The 16,020-nt window shown below is 54.0% G+C and carries 21 protein-coding genes; 2 read left to right on the top strand and 19 right to left on the bottom strand.

The genetic code is table 11. The features are described from left to right. Positions 1–46: 46 nt before the first annotated feature. From CKA38_RS16465 to CKA38_RS10595, 8 genes are all read right to left on the bottom strand, one after another. Positions 47–466 (bottom strand): hypothetical protein, encoded by a 420-nt coding sequence (locus CKA38_RS16465; RefSeq protein WP_152032807.1) that lies wholly within the window; start codon positions 464–466, stop codon positions 47–49. Positions 467–1,351: 885 nt separating this feature from the next. After that, complete coding sequence (locus tag CKA38_RS10625; RefSeq protein WP_108825453.1) at positions 1,352–1,729, bottom strand: hypothetical protein; 378 nt, start codon at positions 1,727–1,729, stop codon at positions 1,352–1,354. Between the two features lie 108 nt (positions 1,730–1,837). Continuing rightward, complete coding sequence (locus CKA38_RS10620; RefSeq protein WP_108825452.1) at positions 1,838–2,140, bottom strand: hypothetical protein; 303 nt, start codon at positions 2,138–2,140, stop codon at positions 1,838–1,840. Continuing rightward, positions 2,137–2,664, bottom strand: coding sequence for a hypothetical protein (locus tag CKA38_RS10615; protein WP_108825451.1), 528 nt, complete (start codon positions 2,662–2,664; stop codon positions 2,137–2,139). Before CKA38_RS10615 ends, CKA38_RS10620 begins: the two co-directional genes overlap by 4 nt. Continuing rightward, on the bottom strand, positions 2,661–3,728 hold the full coding sequence (locus CKA38_RS10610) for a TrbI/VirB10 family protein (protein ID WP_108825450.1): 1,068 nt from the start codon (positions 3,726–3,728) through the stop codon (positions 2,661–2,663). Before CKA38_RS10610 ends, CKA38_RS10615 begins: the two co-directional genes overlap by 4 nt. Beyond that, positions 3,725–4,621: a single stranded DNA-binding domain-containing protein gene (locus CKA38_RS10605; protein WP_152032806.1), complete on the bottom strand. Its 897-nt coding sequence runs from the start codon at positions 4,619–4,621 to the stop codon at positions 3,725–3,727. Before CKA38_RS10605 ends, CKA38_RS10610 begins: the two co-directional genes overlap by 4 nt. Next, positions 4,594–5,274 (bottom strand): hypothetical protein, encoded by a 681-nt coding sequence (locus CKA38_RS10600; protein ID WP_108825448.1) that lies wholly within the window; start codon positions 5,272–5,274, stop codon positions 4,594–4,596. The genes CKA38_RS10605 and CKA38_RS10600 overlap by 28 nt, the downstream gene beginning before the upstream one ends. A gap of 3 nt (positions 5,275–5,277) precedes the next feature. After that, entirely contained in the window at positions 5,278–6,246 is a 969-nt protein-coding gene (locus CKA38_RS10595; protein WP_108825447.1) for a hypothetical protein, read from the bottom strand. 221 nt (positions 6,247–6,467) lie between these two features. On the opposite strand from CKA38_RS10595, the gene CKA38_RS15435 reads away from it, so the two are divergent. Further along, a complete protein-coding gene (locus CKA38_RS15435; RefSeq protein ID WP_152032805.1) occupies positions 6,468–7,250 on the top strand; it encodes a hypothetical protein in 783 nt (260 codons plus the stop codon). Between the two features lie 38 nt (positions 7,251–7,288). Then, entirely contained in the window at positions 7,289–7,783 is a 495-nt protein-coding gene (locus tag CKA38_RS15430) for a hypothetical protein (RefSeq protein WP_152032804.1), read from the top strand. Here CKA38_RS15430 and CKA38_RS15425 read toward each other — a convergent pair. From CKA38_RS15425 to CKA38_RS10540, 11 genes are all read right to left on the bottom strand, one after another. After that, positions 7,780–8,730: a hypothetical protein gene (locus tag CKA38_RS15425; protein ID WP_152032803.1), complete on the bottom strand. Its 951-nt coding sequence runs from the start codon at positions 8,728–8,730 to the stop codon at positions 7,780–7,782. The genes CKA38_RS15430 and CKA38_RS15425 overlap by 4 nt on opposite strands. A gap of 60 nt (positions 8,731–8,790) precedes the next feature. After that, a complete protein-coding gene (locus CKA38_RS10585) occupies positions 8,791–9,390 on the bottom strand; it encodes a mobile mystery protein B (protein WP_108825445.1) in 600 nt (199 codons plus the stop codon). Continuing rightward, positions 9,387–9,848 (bottom strand): helix-turn-helix domain-containing protein, encoded by a 462-nt coding sequence (locus CKA38_RS10580; protein WP_108825444.1) that lies wholly within the window; start codon positions 9,846–9,848, stop codon positions 9,387–9,389. Before CKA38_RS10580 ends, CKA38_RS10585 begins: the two co-directional genes overlap by 4 nt. 127 nt (positions 9,849–9,975) lie before the next feature. Further along, on the bottom strand, positions 9,976–10,773 hold the full coding sequence (locus CKA38_RS10575; protein WP_108825443.1) for a TrbJ/VirB5 family protein: 798 nt from the start codon (positions 10,771–10,773) through the stop codon (positions 9,976–9,978). Positions 10,774–10,800: 27 nt separating this feature from the next. Next, positions 10,801–11,223: a hypothetical protein gene (locus CKA38_RS10570; RefSeq protein WP_152032802.1), complete on the bottom strand. Its 423-nt coding sequence runs from the start codon at positions 11,221–11,223 to the stop codon at positions 10,801–10,803. Positions 11,224–11,228: 5 nt separating this feature from the next. Next, on the bottom strand, positions 11,229–13,844 hold the full coding sequence (locus CKA38_RS10565; RefSeq protein WP_108825441.1) for a hypothetical protein: 2,616 nt from the start codon (positions 13,842–13,844) through the stop codon (positions 11,229–11,231). Next, positions 13,825–14,172 carry a hypothetical protein gene (locus tag CKA38_RS10560; protein WP_108825440.1) on the bottom strand — a complete coding sequence of 116 codons (348 nt, stop codon included), beginning with the start codon at positions 14,170–14,172 and terminating at the stop codon, positions 13,825–13,827. The genes CKA38_RS10565 and CKA38_RS10560 overlap by 20 nt, the downstream gene beginning before the upstream one ends. 21 nt (positions 14,173–14,193) lie before the next feature. Beyond that, positions 14,194–14,550 (bottom strand): hypothetical protein, encoded by a 357-nt coding sequence (locus tag CKA38_RS10555; RefSeq protein WP_108826542.1) that lies wholly within the window; start codon positions 14,548–14,550, stop codon positions 14,194–14,196. A 176-nt stretch (positions 14,551–14,726) separates the two neighbouring features. Further along, positions 14,727–15,287 (bottom strand): hypothetical protein, encoded by a 561-nt coding sequence (locus CKA38_RS16460; protein WP_108825439.1) that lies wholly within the window; start codon positions 15,285–15,287, stop codon positions 14,727–14,729. Continuing rightward, positions 15,284–15,613, bottom strand: coding sequence for a hypothetical protein (locus CKA38_RS10545; protein WP_152032801.1), 330 nt, complete (start codon positions 15,611–15,613; stop codon positions 15,284–15,286). Before CKA38_RS10545 ends, CKA38_RS16460 begins: the two co-directional genes overlap by 4 nt. A gap of 179 nt (positions 15,614–15,792) precedes the next feature. Then, positions 15,793–16,017 (bottom strand): helix-turn-helix domain-containing protein, encoded by a 225-nt coding sequence (locus tag CKA38_RS10540; protein ID WP_236918999.1) that lies wholly within the window; start codon positions 16,015–16,017, stop codon positions 15,793–15,795. Between the last annotated feature and the right edge of the window lie 3 nt (positions 16,018–16,020).

The following is a 16,020-nucleotide window of genomic DNA, read 5'->3' as shown; positions in this document are numbered from 1 at the left end:
CAACAGGAGTTGACGCGAGAAAACGACTAGTCCGCGCAGGGACTAATCAACCAATCATCGAAGGCGCGCGCGATAATGGCGCGGCGCGGCGGACAAATTGCCAGCCTTGAATCCAATCAAGCGGACGGTCGTAATCTGACCCCGCCAATGTGCATTTTTCCGGCAACACCGGAGTCAGCAGCTGCTCGCAAAGCATGCATATACATGCAACAAGCGAAGGAATCGGAGCTTTGAGTGTTGCTAGCGTTATTGCCATGCCTGATTCAACTACCGCACAGCTATCACTAGCACATGAATAACCGTCACAACATTCAGTCGCAGCGGCTTCCGCTGTAGAGAGACTTATTGCCTCAATTCCGCAATGCATTGTGGCTGGCATCCATATTGCCAGTAGAAAAATTGATGCGATGCGAAAAAGCGGTGACACAAAATCCTCAAGAACCGTTTGCGCGGTATTTGTCAACACTTGTATTCCACATGGAGTCAATTTTAGAGAGAAAATTATTCGGACGGTCTGCCTGGGCGTGAATTTCGCAATATGCCGTGTTTTTTGCAGAATCGCCGGACATCCTTGGTTTCGACGATGATTTTTTGAGTGCGCAGATGTCGTCTAAAATCGCGTATGCAATAGCGCGGTTTGGGATTGTTGAGCATGTAGTGGAGCACTGAAAGTTTCCACCAGTTGGTGTAACCGAAATGCGCCCGCGTGATTGACCCTCGTGGCTGCCCGCGAAAAAATTCCGCTGCTTTGACAAGATTCTGAACGAGTTCGAGATTCGCACAGTGTCCCGAAAATGCAGCTTGAAAAAAACGTCCGCTTATCAGGAGCAATGCGGCGCGATTTGACAAATCGGGCAACGCGCGCCGCCAAGCGTGCGCGAGCAAAAACGCGGAGAGTTCTATTCCTCCCGATGCTTTCGTTCCTCCTGCTTGATAACGTCGGATCAGGTTGATGACTTGCGCGTGCGTGAGCCCTCCGTAAGGCGCGGAAGTTGTGTGATTTTGCGAAAGCAAGACCGCATCGCGCGCAAGCGCTTTATCGGTGTTTGCGAGCCAAGAGAGCAAGTGCCGTCCATGCGCGGAATGACGCGGAGGATGCGTCTTACCTGAAAGGTGACGGGAAAGGCGCGAGCGCGTGTCGGGGTTCAGAAACGCGCTGAAAAGCCAGTGCCGCAAGTTTGGGGACTCGCGCAAAAGTTGAATAAAAAGCGTAACGCAAGCCGCATCGCTTCCGTTGGCAATCGTTGCGAAAAGGGCGTCGTCAAGGCTGGTTGGATTGTCAGACATGAAAGCAAAAAAGCGGAGGAATGTTTCACGCATCGCCCCGCTCGTTTTGAAGCAGTTTTGTTTCCTATGCGGAAATGCCGTTTCCTGCGGGCTGACGCATTGACTGGCGCGCCGCCTCATCCTTGGCGACCCGGACAAATGCCCGCTGCCGGTTTTCGGCGGGGACATTTTTGATGCGCTCCTCGACCTTCGCCTTGATGTCGGGGTTTTGATTCACCCATTGGATAATTTCCTGATCGCGCTGCTGGGTGTATTCGTTGCGCTGCATTTTGCCGAGCATGAGCTTTCGGATAAGCTGCTCCTTGGTCATTTCGTTATAGTAATCGTAGAGCTTCGGATTGTCCGCGATGTATTTGGTGAGTTTGGCGTCGATTTCAGGGTTGATGCGGGTGTTGGCGCTTTCCCTGGCTTTTTTCTCCGCAATGGATTGTTTGAGTGACATGTTTTGATTGTGGATTTTCCCCAGCCATTGGTGAAACAAGGCGGCTGGTCGCCAGTGGCGGTTGACCTTGTGCGGGCGAGGGTTCGCCCAAAAAACGGTGAGTGCGGTTTATAGATCGAGAAGAGTCTGGTCGTAGTGGCCGTCGTCGTCGGGGATGAGGTCGCTGCCGGAAATATTCAGCACGGATTCCTCAAAAGCGCGCGTGATTTCCCAAGGCGGCGCGCCGGCAAGCCATAGTCGCATAAGATCGTCGGCGAGCGGCGATTTGCCGTAAGTCTTGGCGAGGTGCGCTTCGGCCTGCTCAAAATTTTTCCGGTGATGCGGGCCGATGGCGAGAGGAACGACGGCATCGGTTGAGTCCTTCGTTTCCTCTGTTGTGTTTTCGGGCATGGGTGGCGCGTTAGTGCTCATGGTTGTTTCGTTGTGGTTGTGTTTTCAGTTGTTGCGGCGGGTTTGTTGCGCAGTTGCGCGACTTCCTTTCGCAGATTGGAAAGCTCCGTGGTGAGTGTTTCGTTCTGCTCGATGAGCGCGGCCATAAGGCGGTTTTGAGCGGCCATTTTTTGCTCAACCTCGGCGGGCAATAACTGCGGTTTTTCGGCTGGGTCGGCCAATGCCATCACGGGGCCGAGCGGCACGACAGTCGGCGCGTGCGGGGCGAGATTCCATGCGGCGGGAGTTTCCTTGCGATACACAATGTGCGCCTCGTGCATGAGATTCGGGTCGCGCGGGTCAACGTATCGGCTCACGGGATACGCGCGCAGCGTTTCGCTTTGGCGGAGTTTTTCGGTGTTGGCCGGGTCAAGTTCGGTGCCGCTTACCGGCGATGCGGCGATGGTGTGGATTACGGGCGGCGGCGCTTTTCTTTTGAAGAGCGAGCAACCGCCGAGTGGAATGCAGGCAACTGCAAGTATGAGGATGAGCGAACGGGTTTTCATGGTGTCGCGGTTTCTTTCTTTTGCCAAAGGTCGGCGCGGAGGTTGCCGCGCGTGGCCTTCGACTGGTCGAGGGTTTGGGTGACGTAGAGGTAAAATTGCTTCCCCGCGGGCACGCGGACATAGTAGCCGTCCTGGGCGATGATTTGCTGAATGCGCGCGGCATAGGCGTTGAGCACGTCGGCTGTGCCTTGGAGCGCGGCGTTCTTGGCGGTGGCCTTCGGAACTTGGGTCACGTCGCCATACGCGGTCGTCTGGTTGCGCATTTCCTGCAAACCACCCGCCATGCCCGCGAGGAAGGTAGAGGCGAAAAGTTTTATTTCCTGCCAGTCGTCGGTTTTCAAAATGTCACCGACAAGTCCGGCACTTCCATCGCGCAAACCAAACTCTCCGGTGATGTCGTCACGTTGCCGGTCAAGCGCGATGCCGTTTATGACAAGTTCGTTTCCGTTATTCGTGGTGCGGTCGCGCCAAATGATTATCCACTGGCCGGACGCGGCGATGCGCTCGCGCGCATGATCGTTTGCGGCGCGTCCGTGAACTTCCGCGCCTGCGGGAATGATAAGACGTCCGTCGTGCCACACGTCCTCGGTGACAAGGCCGATGATCGGCGTGTCGATTTTCGATGATTCCAACGTGGTCACGGTTTCGCATGGGATGAGCCGCCCGTAGGGAGCATAATCCTTTGAAAGATCGGCTGTGCGGGCGGTGGCGCCGTCAGGCGGAAGCAAGCTGATTGGCAGTGGCGCGGGTTCGTTGGTTTTCGCGGCGGATTGTTCGCCTCGCGCGGCACGCGGACGGGAAATTGTTTCCGCTTCATCGCCTGCGGGCGCGCGCGAGTGCGCGGTTTGCGCTGGACGCGAGGGCGAGGGAACCTTGAGTTCTTGTCCGCCGCGAGTGATGGTGTGGCGTTCCATCGGCGCGGTTGCGGCGGGCGGTTGCGTGATGTTGGGGCGTTGGCTGCGGCTGTCGTTGCCGTGAACAAGCAACGCGCAAATGGCGATTAGGACGGCAAGACATGTGAGGCTTCCGACAGGGGTTTTGACAAACTTGATGATGCGTTTCATCGCGGCTCGATGAGTTGCACGTCGCGGGTGACGCGAGGGACAATGATGTTGAATTTGTTTTTCACGCTGAGGTTGGCGCGACTGCCGTCCGGTTTTCCGGTGATGGCAAAATAGGCCGTGGTGCCCGCGTGTGGCGGGATGAGTCCCGATGCGTCGGAAACGGACGCAGTGTAAACACGCGAACCGATGCGCGCGGCGAGGCTTTGGGGCTGGTAGGCAACCTCGGTGTCGCCGGTATTTTCCAGCCGCAAGCGAAAGATCAAGGTGTCCTCGGGGTCGAAGCGAAAAACTTCCTCGACGGTCACGGAAAACTCCTTGTAGCGCGTGACGGCTTCGCTGATTGGCGGCGCGCGGTGTTCGATTTGTTGCACCGCCTCGGGATATTGGTCGCGGACTATGCGGTAGGATTTTGCGCGGTCGAGGAGTTCAAGAAGCACGTCGGGCGTGGCGCGTTTTGCCAAAGCCGGACTGCGACCCGCTAAACGATCCTCATAAAAAGTGACGGAGCCGTAGGGTTTTTCGGACGCCGTGAACCGGATAATGTAGGTGCGGTTTTTCCAGATGACATTGAGCGTCGCCTGCGCGTCCGGCTTGAGCGCGCGGACACTGAGGTAATGGTGTCCGGGCGTGTGCGAGAGCAAAACGGGCGCGGGGGTCTCCGGCTTGGCGGTGATGCCCGCGCTTTCGAGCGCGGACGGCGCGGAGGGAAACATGATCGTCGTCGGCACGCTCATGCCAATGGGGATTTCATAGACGACGCGCTCATCGAGCGGAAATTGTTTCACGACGGGAGCGGTAGTTTTTGAACCGGCATGTATGACGACGGCGCTGATTGCCGCGAATGCGAGCACGCAAGTGATGCGTGTCAGAGGAGTGAGAATTCGTAGTTCCATACGGCGAGCGGGTAGCGTTTGTTGGCGATCATGTCCGGGTTGCGGACAAGGGTGAGGGTGAGTGCGAAGCGCGGGGATTCAGTGAACGCCTGTCGTTCAAACACGCCGGTGCGCACGAGCTGGCCTTCAATGCGCACAAGCACTTGGTCTTCGCGCGTGCGAAGGATGTCGATTTTGAAAACCTCCGGCTTCTGGTGAATCTGCTTCACTTCGAACTCCTCGCGCGAGGCGAGCAATTCGTTCTGCGCCTTGGTCGCGGCGTCGGTGAGAAACAATCGTTGCAGTAAATCGGGAAAATCGAAGTTCTTCGGGTTGCGTTGCAAAAGCGCGAGCGCCGACCAGATCGAAAGCGTTTCGTGAAGCGTTTTCGCCTCCTCGAAACCGAGTAGCGGCGACACCGAAAAACTTCCGCCGCCGTCCAGGATGACAACGCGCTCGCGAGCACGGTAAGCCTCAATTATCAGATAAGGTTGGACCGCCACGAGAACGAGCGCGCCGCACGCGACAAACATCCACATGCGCGCGGCAAAGGCATGGTCGGCAAATAGTCCTGCCGGCGAAAACGCGCGTTTTGTTTTCGGTGGCGAGAGTCGCACGGCATTATCGACCGGCGTTTCACGCAATGGCGCATCGAGCTGTTTTTCAGTGTTCATTTGTCAGAGTCCGGGAGTGGAAGGGGCTGGCGAAGGCGGAGGTGCGGCGTTTGATTGGCTTGTGCTGGATGACGCGCCATTTGCTTGCGCCGCCATTGCGGAAACCGCTCCGGCCCGAGGCGTGAACATGTTGCCTACCATGTTGGCGCGATAGAGCACATCTATTCCTGATTTTCCCAACGCGCCGGGGTTGCCGGTTTCACCCGTGAACGCGTAACCTTGGGCAAATATCTTCTGGCAAATGATCGGCGTGCTGATCGTTCCGATCAGCAACGTGAGCGCGGCGAGTATGCCGCCGACGTTGGTAAGAAATGGCGAGTAAGCGGCCATTTCGAGTGTCGCGGGATCAGCGCCGACCACTGAGCGAAAATCCTGCCAGATGGCGATGCTGACAAGGTTGGTGATCGCAAAACCGACCGGCCACGCGAGAACGGCAAGCACCTGTTGAAAAAAACGGACGCCGATTTGGGTTGCTCCGGGAATCATGAAGCACGCGAGTGCGAACGGCGTCAGCAGGTAGAGAATCCATCGCAGTATGTATTGCAGGATTATCATCGGCGCGGAAATCAGCGCGCCGATCTGGATGAACACCCATGACACGGCATCGGTGACTGCGTTGTAAAGCGATTCGTTCAGCTTGCGCCACGACCATTCCTTTTTCTCGGGATTCAGCGCGATGCCCGCGCGCAGTTCCTCGGACGCGCGAGCGGGGTTGTCGTTATACTGCGGGTCAAGGTATGACGCCGCCGCGAGCATGGTGTTTTCCACGAGCGGAAACCACCAGTTCATCGAGGAAACAAGGGCCACGATGGTGATGGCTCGCGCGAGCGGTCGCGCGATTTCGCTGTTGGTGTAATGCTGCCTGCTCATGCGGGCGATCAGGCCGGCCACGAGCATCGCAAACACAACAAAGCGGAACGCCGTCACCATCGCGGTGATTTTGTTTTCCAGAACTGGCAGAACGAGGTCCATAATGGTTCGGGTTTTTGTTGCCGAATGTCCGAACCTCGTTGGCGCGAGCCACCGGATTCAGGGCAAATCGTGCCACCAGTATGCCTCGATTGCTTGGGCGCGTATTGGACGTTTCCGTGTTTTTTGAGAATAAAAACGCGAAAAAGAGAATTTCTGTGTCGTCTCTGTATCTAAAACAATCATTCTCATGCTTTAGAACGACATTAACCTCCAGCCGCTATATGCCGATCACATTAACCACTGTTAAGCGTCTATTCGCAAAATCGGGAAACAAATGTGCAATGCCTGACTGTCATTCCAAACTTGTAAGGGATGACTCATTGCTTGTGGAAATTTGCCACATTCAGGCCAAACGAAAAACTGGTCCTAGATTTTCGCCAACTTTATCTGTGAAAGAGAGAGATGAGTTCCCGAATTTGCTACTGCTTTGCCCGACATGCCACACACTGGTGGATAAAAATCCACAGCGATATACGGTTCCGTTGCTTCAACGCATAAAAGAAATGCATGAAGCGCAGGGGGCTGTTGAAATTAGCCGACAGATAGCGACACAAGCAGAGCGTGTTTTTTCAAAAATTGGATTGGCATGTGTTGCCCGAGCTACCGCTAAAAAACAGTCTGTTGCAGTCTCCATCGCTGGCGACAATAGCGCTCCCATCAATATTAAGCAGACATTTGGCACTGATAGAAATTACCCGAAAAACAGCATCGGTGCAGATGCCAATATGTCGAACTATATGGATTATCTCTGTGGGTTGTATTCGGATTATGCAACAAAGTTATATCCCACTGAAAAAGAGCGCTGGGCAATAATTGGAACAGCGATAAAGCGGAAGTTTAGACTAAAAACTCGGACTCGATATTATCTGTCTGTCGATAGGTTTGATGAACTCGTTGCTTTTTTGAAGGAAAAGTTATCACGAACACCTGTCGGGAAAAGACACATAAAAAACGGAACGCCTCTCTGTCGAGCATTCGACGAGTTTAGACATGGGAAAATGTAAATATAGTTAATTTTCAATGCATTAAATATTCATACTACATGCCTAAACGTAACAAATATTATCCGTTTCCATCAAAATGGACTCAAGATGAGTGGGCGCAATTTTGCCCTAACTATACCTATCGCGTAATAAATCCATCAGAGTTTCCTGAGTTTCTTCCAGAAACGCTCACAGAGAAATTTAACACTGCTGTAGTAATGGCTTCTGGAAGTGACTGTAATCAGACGTATTTATTTCAAGGTTACAGGATTGATGGTTCTGAAATAGATGAACATCAATATATCGTCACATTTGATCTCACTAGCGGAATATGTCATGCCGGATTTGTAGAACATGCTGATTACGATGGCCGAACAACTGAAATACCAACCGGAATGTCTGAAAGCATGAGTCTGAGCGGAATTAACATTGACTACCAATTTCCAAGAAAACCAACCCAAGCATCTGGGAATATTTCAGATTTGGTAAGCGCAGGATTGATTCAAGGTCTTGCTAACTCAGTATCAGTGCAAAATAACGAAAGGAGTAGTTAGTCGTCTTTTGACATCATATGATTGCACCAGGAGCAATATCCGCTTCCATCAAGTTCACAGCTAGGAATGGAGGTATAGCATCGTTGGCATCTGCGTTCTACTGATTCGCCACATATTAGACAGACATCCTCACTCAGATGATAGGCTTCTCGAAAACAATTCGGACATTCTGCGGTTACCGGATCTCCGCCTTCTTTTGCTGCTATATAGTTCTCTGTGACATAATATTCTTTTATAGCGCCTTCGGCGCCAGTCTCGTAGTCATATTTCTCTCCACAACTACGACATTTGAAGGTTACAGACTCGGGCTCGACATGCGGTTCTTCGACATCAATGAGAAATGAACCACACTTTTTGCATACCCACTCCGTAATCGCTTCTTTAAGAAATGGATGTTCCCATTCAATTGACTCCATATTATCAAGGCATTCAGCTTTCTCTTTTATGAATATTTCAGAAACTTCCGTTAGGGTTGACCAAGTTTCTTCACCTAGCGCAACAAGTGGGTCTAAGCATAGTTCGGTGCGCAAAAAATCTCTGATTATTATGAAGGAGTCTGACAGCAAGCCTTTGAGCGCTGAATGATTTAGTGAACTAAAATAATGTTCAATGTCGTTTCTGTGCTTAACGATTTTTTCGACTCTTTTCCAATCGACAGTTATCCCGAGACTGTCACTCCGTTCTTTCATTTGCTGCACATCCACGGTTTTCTTGCCTTCGCCTTTCCACGCAACGCCGTCAGAAGCATCAAGCACGGGTAATACACGTTGTTTTATCAATACCTCATCGGAACCTGATGGGCTGAGTTCTGCCAGACGATGTTTAATGAGAAGAAGAATACCCGCAACCAAGTTTCTTGTAGATGAAAGAATTCGTCTTGGGTCGTCTGAATTATAATCTTCTATGCCTAAGACTATTGAATCTATCGCGTTTTTGAAAATACCCATGAATTTATGATATGCATTCTTGTTTAAAATGAAGCTCAAAATGTTTCAGTCGAACACTTTTCAACTCTTTGCGAAAGCAATCAGCCGTTGCATGTCGCCTTGGTCGGCTTCTTTCAGGGCGGCGATATAGTTTGCGCGAACATCGCCGGATTGCGCGAGGTTTGAGCCGGAGCCCCATGTCAACGGCTTGCCGCCGTTGGCTGCGAGCAACACGTCGGCCAATAGGCGCGAATGCCGTCCGTTGCCGTTTGGCCACGGGTGAATGACCACCATCCGGTGATGCAGGCGCACCGCCGCTTCATCAAGCGGATAGGTGGCGTATTGCACCCATGCTCGAAAATCGTCCATGAGGACTCGCATCCCCTCGGGAATGCGGTGCCATTCCCATCCGAGATTGCGTTCGGTCGTGCGGTATTGGCCGGCCCATTTCCAAACTTGGTTAAACATGCGGCGGTGCAGTTCCCGCGCAAAAAAGTCCGTCGCCAAGTCCGCGCGTTTTAACACGGATTTCGACATGGCCCACACACGCGCCTCGTTGATGTTCAGGCGTTCGACTTCGTTAAGCTGGCCGCGCGTGGAAAGGCTCAATTTGAGCGAGTGCAATTCTTCCGGTGCAAGCGGTGTCTGCGCGTCGTCGCCGGCGGAAAAAATGGAATTCATGGGCGGCTGGTTTTTTCGTCGTTTTCCGGTGCGGGTGATTGCGGGGCGGGCATGGCCGGAAGGTCGCCAACCGCCTGGCCCTCCAAGGCCATTGAGTGTTCGGTCGCGCGCAAATGTTTGAGTGCTGCGTCATCACGTGTCGCAAGCTCGGCAAACGATTTTGCAGCCTGTTCCTTCGGCACGAGAAAATAAACCAGTTCGCAATCAAGCGCATCCGCCGCGCGTCGTAATGTGGAAAGTGAAACAGTGCCGTCGGCCTCGCGCTTTTCCATGCTGGCATAGGGCTGCTGGCGGATGCGCATACGCGCGGCAATGTCGCGCTGACTTAGCCCCAAGGCTTCGCGGACAGCGCGCAGCCAGCCTTTTGCGGGTGCGTTGATTTTCCCACGCAAGTCGTGCTTGGCTTCGATTTCCTCATCCAAACCGCGAAGCAGGATTTCTTGGAGTTGTGTTTTCATACATCTTTAAGAGTGTCGATTTTCAATAAATGGACATCTTAAAGAATGTCAATATGAGTAAAATAGACATCTTTTAGGATGTCTAAATAGACCCCAACCTTGGCAACTTGACAGCTTGGACACTTGGCTACCGCACGTTTTTACGCGGGTTGAGTGAGCGCATGAAAGTCGCAACGCGCTGGTTGGCGATGTAGTTGTCTTTTGCCGCGAGATCGGCGGCGGCAAGTTGCTCAATTTCGCGACGGTTGTCGTTCGCGATTTTTTGGAGAAGCACTTCGTCAACTTGACGGCGACGCGCGGTTTCAACCTGCGAAAGTTGGCCGTTCAGGACGATGAGTTTGGCGGTGAGTTTTTGCACCTGTGCGTCGGTTGAACCGCTGCGAAGTTCGGCCAGGGTGAGGGCAATTTCCTCCTGCAATTCGCGCTCACGTTCGCGGGTTTGATCGGTGACAAGACGTGTGTTGTCTGTGCGAGCGTCAATCAACGTATGCCGGCGATAGGTGAGCGGGTCGTGTTGGACTGCGCCACCGTTGAGATCAGGCACGGAAACGGGACGGTAGGTGTTGCCGTCCGTGTGCGTGAGAGTGTCGAGGCTTTGCGCCGCGCGGGCGATGTCGGTGCGCGACATTCCAAAATCACGCATTAGGTCGCGCTCTGTCAGAATCCCCAGCGAAACAAGTTTTACGGCATCAGCGGGATTTCCTGTCCAGTTTCGCAACTGCCCTTGAATGCTGACCTGCTCTTTCAACTGCGTAATCTGCGCCTTCAACTGTGCGATGTTTTCAACCCATTTGGCAATGGTTGCGATGTGCGAAATCTGGCTGTTGGCAAGGTTGGCCGCGTCGATGACGGGCATACCGGCAAAAACGAGCACGCTTAACGCGGTCGATGCCGCCAGAACGAAAAGTGCGAATAGTTTCTTCATGATAATGTGGATTGATTTTTGGGGCTGTTATTGAGCGCGTATGACGGCGGTGGTGGGTCGCAATATGGTGCCGTCGTTGGTGGTGGTTTCGGGAAGCGTGACTGTGACGGGGCGTGCTTCCGCGCCGGTTTCGTCGTCCTGTTTTTGGAGATTTTGGATTATCCAGTATTGTTGCTTTACGGCCTGATTCATCGCGCGGTCATAGCCTCGCTTCTCGGCATCGGTGACGGCCTTTTTCACCTGTGTTTGCGCGACCTTCGAGATGACATAGCCACCGGCGGCACCGATGGCCGCTCCGCTGACGTTGTGATCGGAAACCTCGTAACCGATGGCCCCGCCAGCACCGGCAAGCGCAAGATCGGTCGCCGATGTGCCGAGCGTGCCGCAGCCGGAAAGAAACACCATAATCAATAGAAATGGTGGTATGAGCATGCAGATGTTTGTTTTCATAATTTCTAATTTTTCTTTGCTTGGATGTTGCGCACCGTGCCGCAAAGCGGCGGGTCGGTGACGGGTGTGAAAAAGCAAATCGACGAAAACTTTTTCCCATCGGGCTGCTGTTCCGGCATCGGATAGTTTTGAATCGCCTCGCAGATGTTTTCGGGAAGCGCGATGTCGCGGGCAATGTCGGCGATGTCGCTGCGGTCAAATTGCCGCATGAGGAAAAACTGCTTGCTGTTGCCGATGACGACGGGGCGGATTCTGGTATCCTTGAAACGGCTGTATTGTTGAACAATCGAGGCAGTCCAGCATGAGAACTTGCGCAACTGCGCATAAGATTCGGCGACGATTTTTTCGCCTCCAGGCACGTCGAGGAAACGGGCGAGTTCCTCGTAGAGCATGCGTTTTCGCAATACGCGCGGCAGTGAAATTATGTGCTGGCGGGTAAAGCCGGTGATGAGCAAACCTGCGGCAGTTTTGAGTTCAGTCGCCTGTTCGGGAATGTAGCCAAGTTCAAAATGGGCAACGGTTCCGGTGAGTGAAATGTTTGTCTGTCCGTCGAAAAGCCGTCCGTATTGTCCATGCGCACTCCACGCGGCGAGCAACGTGGAAATGTGGTCAATGGTTTCCTTCTTGTGCTCGGGAAAACGCGAAAATTGCATCAATTCGACAAGGCTCGCGTGCTGCGGGTAGTCGTCCGGTTCATACCACACGTGCGCCGTTGCCATGACTGCGCGCTCGGTTTGAGGGTCTTTCAGGAAGCGCGTGATGTTCGCCTCGGGAATCGCGGCGATGAATTGCTGCGCCTCGTCGTCATTGCTGGCGATGCGGTCGCGAAGCTCGGCGTATGATTCGAGGTCGGTGGTGCCGTGCGACATTTTCGCACGTTTCCAGAGATTTGTCGCGCACGCCATGCGCTGAATCTCCGGCATGAGTGCTTGGTGGCGTTTTGCCCAATCATCGAAAGCGTCCTGGTAAAGCTGATGGACGTATTGCCCCAAAATGGCCTGCCGGATTTGCTGCGTCTCCGCGTCGGCGGCTTCGCCGATCATGCGCGAGGAAAGCGCGACGGCGGTGGCCATTTGAAGCTGGCTGAGAGGAAGTTTCCCCGTGTCGAGGTAGTTGATTGTGAGGTCGCCATCGGGGTGCAGAAGTATCGGACGCTCGCCCATCGCCTCGGTGTATTTGGCGTAGGACAAGCCCTCCTCGATGATGACGGTGTAATCGTAATAAGCGGCGGTTTGTTCGAGCAAATCGCACATGTGGACGGATTTTCCCGCGCCGGTCGCACCGAGAAGAACCGCGTGCTGCGGCGTCGGCGGATTGCCAATGAAGGTGCGCAAGCCGACGAGGTTTCCTTGCTGCGCGCCGTCGTAAATCGCCTCGGCTTCGGCGAGGTGTCCGGTGAATGTCGATGAGAACGGCAGCAAGTCGGCAAGGTAAGTGTCCTCGGCGTATAGGTTGCGATGGCGGTAGGTTGAACGTGTCCAGCCGGGCCATGAGGCAAAGAAAAGTTTCTTCGCGGTGCTGGGCAGGGCGCATTCGTAATACTGCGCGCCGCTGAGATTGTTGATCGCATTTTTGACAGCGGCGCATTTTGCGGAAAGCGCCTGCTCGGTTTCATCCCACACGCGAACAATGTAGGTGGTCGAGAATGGGCGAATGAACCCGGTCGAGAGTGATTCGACCTTGCGCTCCTTTTTGCCGATGGCGACGAGGAGCGAGTGGCGTTCGGTGTCCTTGTATTCGCCGCGCAAGCGTTCGATGGCGCGCTCTTCTTTTTCGACCTCGGTCTTTGTCGGGAGCGGTTCGAGATTGACGGTGATTTGATAGTCGAGAAACGGCAGCGCGGTGAGTCGCAAAATGATTCCCGGATATGTCCGGCTCGGCCAACGCTTGAAGGCGAAAACAGCGTGATAACGCCCGTCGAAATAGAAACCGGGTTTCGGGAGATTCACGCCGTCTGAACACCAGCAATTTTCCTGTATGGTTTGCGCGGGATTGAATCGCGCGGTAAAGTTGATGTCGAAGGCATCGGCAAGCGAGGGGTTCAAAAACTTGGAATAATAGGTGAAGTGCGCGAGGTCATCCATCGGAGTGACCGTCGTGTTGCTGCCGAAGAGCGTGCGTAGCGTGGCGGTCAATTCGTCAAAGCGCGTGCGCAGTTGCGCGAGGATTTTTTCATAATGCGCCGCGAGGTGATCGTGCGAGAGTTTCGCCTTCGCTGATTTTGGCGGCACGGATGCGTCGAGATTGGTTGAGATGAACAGCACGAGTTGTTCGCGCCGCAAATCGCGACGGTGCATTCGCTGCCAGTAACGCTCAAATCGCTCCGTGCGAATTTGGCGAATGTGCGGATGTTTCACACGCTCGGTTTCGCGATGGTAACGGGTCAACTCCTGCCGGTAGTCACAGTTGCACGTCCATTGGAGTTGCGCGCGCATTCCGTCGCCAAGTGCCGCGAGCAAACTGCGGATTTTGTCTTGATAGGCGTTTAACTGGGCAACGCTCCCTCCTCGTAAATCGGGCGGTTGCAGCAAGAAACCTTTGCTGGCGATGCCGCCTTTTTCGAGTGTGCCGTAGATGAGCAAACCCTCGGCAAAGTATCCGTTAGGCGCGGCGGTTTTCATGGCGGATTACGGGTGCCGGCTGGCTTTGCGGCGCGAAACTCCAGCCCTCTTTGTTGAGGAGTTCGTCGAAAAAATCCTCGGCGTAGCCCTCGGGCTTGTTGCGGCGAAACATCATTACCCATAGGAACGGGCCAACGCATACCGGCACGGAAAACACAAGCGCCATGACTGGCGCCGCGCCCAGCATTGCATAGAGAATGAGAAAAAGTCCGATGGCGGCGACGATGCCGACAACAACATAAACGAAGTCGTTTCCCTCGAAGCCAAGCGCGCGGCCCTTGCTGTCGTTGGCGCTGTTTGTGTCGGTGATGCGCAGTTCGGCGCTCATGACGATGGCGGTGCGGTTTTGTTAGAATTGCGGAGTCAGCGCGCCGTCACTCATGCCAAATATGTAGAAGAGCGCGGCCATGATCGCGGCGGCACCGGCGATGATGATGCCGGAAACAATGCCCATCTTGCCGTCCGCGTCGCCTTTCTTGAGGCGGTCGGCTCCCGTCCAAATGTTGATGACGCCCCAAATGAAGCCGATCATAAAGAGGATGCCCAAACCGTATTGGAAACCGGTTTTCACTTGTGTGGGTATTTGCGCGATCACCGTGGCGGACATAATTTGCGCGGCGTGCGCGGGTGTTGCCATCAGTGTCGCGAGCGACGCGAGTGCGAGCGCGAAAACCGCGCGGAGTATTTTAGAGGAGAGTTTTTTCATGGCGGGAGTTTTTCGATTCATTCCATCCTCCGCCGATTGCGGCGAAATCAGGGGAAATCATGCCGCCATTTTGCCCTGATTATTTTTCCGCGTATTGGATGTTTCCGTGTTTTTTCGGAATAAAAACGCGATTTTTGCATTTTTGCACAGATGCCCATGCAAACATCATCTCATTTTCAGACGTGCTTTGTTGATTCATACAACTCGCCCAACAATGTATAAAGAGTGTCAAGCTCTGGCGAAGGGTGAATGAGCGATCCGAGTCTGGAACCATTATGTTTTCTATTGCGAAGCAATCGGATCAACTTTGCTGCAAGCATGGCATGAGTTGGGCGTTTCAGCGGGCGGGCACGCTGGGAATCGGGAGAAGTCTTTGACGACATGGAAATCCCAAGTCGCAAATATGCCTGGCGCAAGCCGAGCCCGCACAATGCGTCCGGTGAGTCAACACGCCGGGCAAATTGCATGTAGCGTTGCGCGGTGCGCACTCCGCCATGAAAACAAGTCTTCAGCCACGGCAGCCACGCGCCGCGTCCGGCGTGTCTGCGGATGCTCGCTTTTTCAGCGATGAGGAGTTTCCCCGCGCGCCATGCGGCTGTCAGCGCGGCATCGAGTGAGCTTCGGGACTCGCCGACAAGCCGTTGCGCCTCCGCGTGCAGGCGGTTTATCTCTGAAATGGCGGACGCGGCGGAGTGCTTTGTCGGCGCATCCGCAGATATGATTATTTCCGTTTTCATAATGCGAGTCCCATGCTTTTGCGAAAGTCGTCCGCAAGTTTGTGAATAGTCTGCCGGGTGCAGTCGGCCTGTTCGCCGATTTCCTCCAAGGTCATGCCGCCGATGAGGTCGGGGCGCACTTGACGCAACACGATGGTCGAGCGCAGACCGCGTTGCACGAGCGTGCTTCCTTCGGAAATCCAAAGCAGGACATGCGTGAGGGCTTCCAGTGTCATTGCGCGGGCCTCGACTTTCGGGTCAATGGGGTCTGCGAAAAACGCTTCGTCACTGGCGGACGCGCGGGCTGGTGTGTCTTGATGATTGGTTTTATTATTTTGTATATTCATGAGCGTGGTTGTTTCGCCCCGCATCCTGCTCCTGCTTGTGAATACATAATAGGGGCGCGCCTCTGTGTTGATTTGCCCCAATTTTTTTGAATGAGATTTATAGGTATAAAAAAGAAAAACGCCGCATGTGCGGCGCATGCGGCGTTCGTTGGGAAAACTATTGTTGTATTGTTTTGTTTTTACCCGCGCGCTGGCACGAAAAGTTTCGTGCGAATGTGGAGCGCGACTTCGGCAAGGTCGTAATAAACGAAGTGCCCCACGCGGTGATGCGGGATGCGACGATTGCGTGTCCATTCTCGCAAGGTGCGAATGGACGGCTCGCGTCCTGCCGGAAAAATTCCGCAAAAACGCAGGCCGTTGATGTCGATAAGTGACGGGTGATTGTATGCGATTGTAGTTTCCATGCT

The sequence above is a fragment of the Ereboglobus luteus genome, from assembly GCF_003096195.1.
GTDB classification, from domain to species: Bacteria; Verrucomicrobiota; Verrucomicrobiia; order Opitutales; family Opitutaceae; genus Ereboglobus; species Ereboglobus luteus.
Note: the sequence above shows the minus strand (reverse complement) of the source record. Positions and strands in the feature narration are given on the sequence as shown.

Excerpts from the sequence above, each read along its gene's own strand:
- CKA38_RS10555 (WP_108826542.1), bottom strand. The coding sequence starts at position 14,550 with ATGAAAAAACTCTCCTCTAAAATACTCCGCGCGGTTTTCGCGCTCGCA.
- CKA38_RS10575 (WP_108825443.1), bottom strand. The coding sequence starts at position 10,773 with ATGAAGAAACTATTCGCACTTTTCGTTCTGGCGGCATCGACCGCGTTA.
- CKA38_RS10580 (WP_108825444.1), bottom strand. The coding sequence starts at position 9,848 with ATGAAAACACAACTCCAAGAAATCCTGCTTCGCGGTTTGGATGAGGAA.
- CKA38_RS10585 (WP_108825445.1), bottom strand. The coding sequence starts at position 9,390 with ATGAATTCCATTTTTTCCGCCGGCGACGACGCGCAGACACCGCTTGCA.
- CKA38_RS10625 (WP_108825453.1), bottom strand. The coding sequence starts at position 1,729 with ATGTCACTCAAACAATCCATTGCGGAGAAAAAAGCCAGGGAAAGCGCC.
- CKA38_RS16460 (WP_108825439.1), bottom strand. The coding sequence starts at position 15,287 with ATGAAAACGGAAATAATCATATCTGCGGATGCGCCGACAAAGCACTCC.
- CKA38_RS10565 (WP_108825441.1), bottom strand. The coding sequence starts at position 13,844 with ATGAAAACCGCCGCGCCTAACGGATACTTTGCCGAGGGTTTGCTCATC.
- CKA38_RS10545 (WP_152032801.1), bottom strand. The coding sequence starts at position 15,613 with ATGAATATACAAAATAATAAAACCAATCATCAAGACACACCAGCCCGC.
- CKA38_RS15430 (WP_152032804.1), top strand. The coding sequence starts at position 7,289 with ATGCCTAAACGTAACAAATATTATCCGTTTCCATCAAAATGGACTCAA.
- CKA38_RS10620 (WP_108825452.1), bottom strand. The coding sequence starts at position 2,140 with ATGAGCACTAACGCGCCACCCATGCCCGAAAACACAACAGAGGAAACG.
- CKA38_RS10615 (WP_108825451.1), bottom strand. The coding sequence starts at position 2,664 with ATGAAAACCCGTTCGCTCATCCTCATACTTGCAGTTGCCTGCATTCCA.
- CKA38_RS15435 (WP_152032805.1), top strand. The coding sequence starts at position 6,468 with ATGCCGATCACATTAACCACTGTTAAGCGTCTATTCGCAAAATCGGGA.
- CKA38_RS10600 (WP_108825448.1), bottom strand. The coding sequence starts at position 5,274 with ATGAACACTGAAAAACAGCTCGATGCGCCATTGCGTGAAACGCCGGTC.
- CKA38_RS10605 (WP_152032806.1), bottom strand. The coding sequence starts at position 4,621 with ATGGAACTACGAATTCTCACTCCTCTGACACGCATCACTTGCGTGCTC.
- CKA38_RS10560 (WP_108825440.1), bottom strand. The coding sequence starts at position 14,172 with ATGAGCGCCGAACTGCGCATCACCGACACAAACAGCGCCAACGACAGC.
- CKA38_RS15425 (WP_152032803.1), bottom strand. The coding sequence starts at position 8,730 with ATGGGTATTTTCAAAAACGCGATAGATTCAATAGTCTTAGGCATAGAA.
- CKA38_RS10610 (WP_108825450.1), bottom strand. The coding sequence starts at position 3,728 with ATGAAACGCATCATCAAGTTTGTCAAAACCCCTGTCGGAAGCCTCACA.
- CKA38_RS10595 (WP_108825447.1), bottom strand. The coding sequence starts at position 6,246 with ATGGACCTCGTTCTGCCAGTTCTGGAAAACAAAATCACCGCGATGGTG.
- CKA38_RS10570 (WP_152032802.1), bottom strand. The coding sequence starts at position 11,223 with ATGAAAACAAACATCTGCATGCTCATACCACCATTTCTATTGATTATG.
- CKA38_RS10540 (WP_236918999.1), bottom strand. The coding sequence starts at position 16,017 with ATGGAAACTACAATCGCATACAATCACCCGTCACTTATCGACATCAAC.